Annotated in this window: 2 protein-coding genes; one reads left to right on the top strand and one right to left on the bottom strand. The window is 73.6% G+C overall.

What is annotated here, in order from left to right; genetic code table 11:
* On the bottom strand, positions 1-321 hold a 321-nt coding region (locus PROKR_RS38260), incomplete at its 3' end, for a PHP domain-containing protein (protein WP_425414934.1).
* Positions 322-331: 10 nt separating this feature from the next.
* Here PROKR_RS38260 and PROKR_RS23655 point away from each other — a divergent pair.
* Entirely contained in the window at positions 332-1,210 is an 879-nt protein-coding gene (locus tag PROKR_RS23655; RefSeq protein WP_036968458.1) for an alpha/beta fold hydrolase, read from the top strand.
* Positions 1,211-1,343 lie beyond the last annotated feature (133 nt).

The raw sequence follows: 1,343 nt of genomic DNA on the forward strand, positions 1-1,343 counted from the left end.
CAGGCCGACGCCGAACCGGCCGGCGGCGTCGGCGGCCTCGGCCCAGCCCGACGTCGTGTCGTGGTCCGTGATGGCGAGCGTGGCGATGCCGGCGCGCGCGGCGACCTCCACCAGGCGCGCTGGCGAGTCGGTGCCGTCGGACGCCGTGGAGTGCGTGTGGAGGTCGATCACCCCACAAGGGTAGAGATCCTTGCGGCCCCCAGGAGCCCGGGGCGTGGTGAGGTGCAGCACGCCCGCGACGGGGCGGCGGCAAGCCCACACAGCACGTTCACGCCACGCTCCGCCGTCGTTCGCCATGTGCTCAAGCCGATAACGCATCATCGATGGCAAGATGAGCAACAACCGCGAGACCCAGACCCACAACCCCACGAGCGTGGTCTTCGTGCACGGTATGCGCGCCTCCGGCGCGATCTGGGAGAACCAGATCGAGCATGTGCGCGCCGCCGGCCACGAGGCCGTCGCCGTCGACCTCCCCGCCCACGGCTCGCGCCGCCACGACCGGTTCACCATGGAGGGCGCCTTCGAGGCCGTGGACGACGCCGTCGCGTCGCTGCCCGCCGGGCCCGTCGCCCTGGTCGGCCTGTCCCTGGGCGGCTACACGTCCCTGGCCTGGGCCGCCCGGCCCGACACCACCGACCGCCTCGTGGGCGTGGTGGCGGCCGCCTGCACGGCCGACCCCAAGGGCAAGCCCGTGCGGCTCTACCGCGACATCTCGCGGAGGGTGGCCAACGCCGTCTACCTCTCGCGCCGCCTGCGCGGGCGCGTGGTCCACCCGGCCGTGCACCGGATGCAGCTGGCCGTGGAGGCCATGCCGTTCAGCCCGCTGCAGAGCGCCCCCGGCGGCGCCGACCTGCGCCGACTCGAGATCGCCCCGCGCCAGACGGCCGAGATGCACCGCCCCACCTGGGACGTCGTCACGGATGCCCTGACGGACCTCGCGGGCATGTCGTCGATCGCGAACGTGCGCGCCGCGCGGGTCCCGCTCTGGTTCGTCAACGGCGCGCACGACAGGATGCGCATCGAGGAGCAGCGGCACCTCGCCGCGGCCCGGGACGGCGCGCTGGTCGTGCTGCCGAACGCGGGGCACCCCGTCAACACCGATGCCCCCACCGCGTTCAACCGGGTGCTCACCCGAGCGCTTTCCGACTTCGGGCGGGCTGCGTGGAACACTGGGGGGCATGAGCGAGCCCACCACCACATCGCAGCCTGACGAGCAGGGAACCGCGGACCGCGGCTCCAACCGTTCGCACCGCCCCGCCTCGACCGCGTTCAAGAACTTCGTGATGTCGCAGTGGGCCCCGCGGGCCGAGCTCGGCCTGACGCCGTCGGACGCCGCGCCGTTC

Source organism: Promicromonospora kroppenstedtii DSM 19349, assembly GCF_000515355.1.
In the GTDB taxonomy this organism is placed as follows: Bacteria; Actinomycetota; Actinomycetes; order Actinomycetales; family Cellulomonadaceae; genus Promicromonospora; species Promicromonospora kroppenstedtii.

Coding starts and splice junctions, on each gene's coding strand:
- PROKR_RS23655 (WP_036968458.1), top strand. CDS start 332: ATGAGCAACAACCGCGAGACCCAGACCCACAACCCCACGAGCGTGGTC.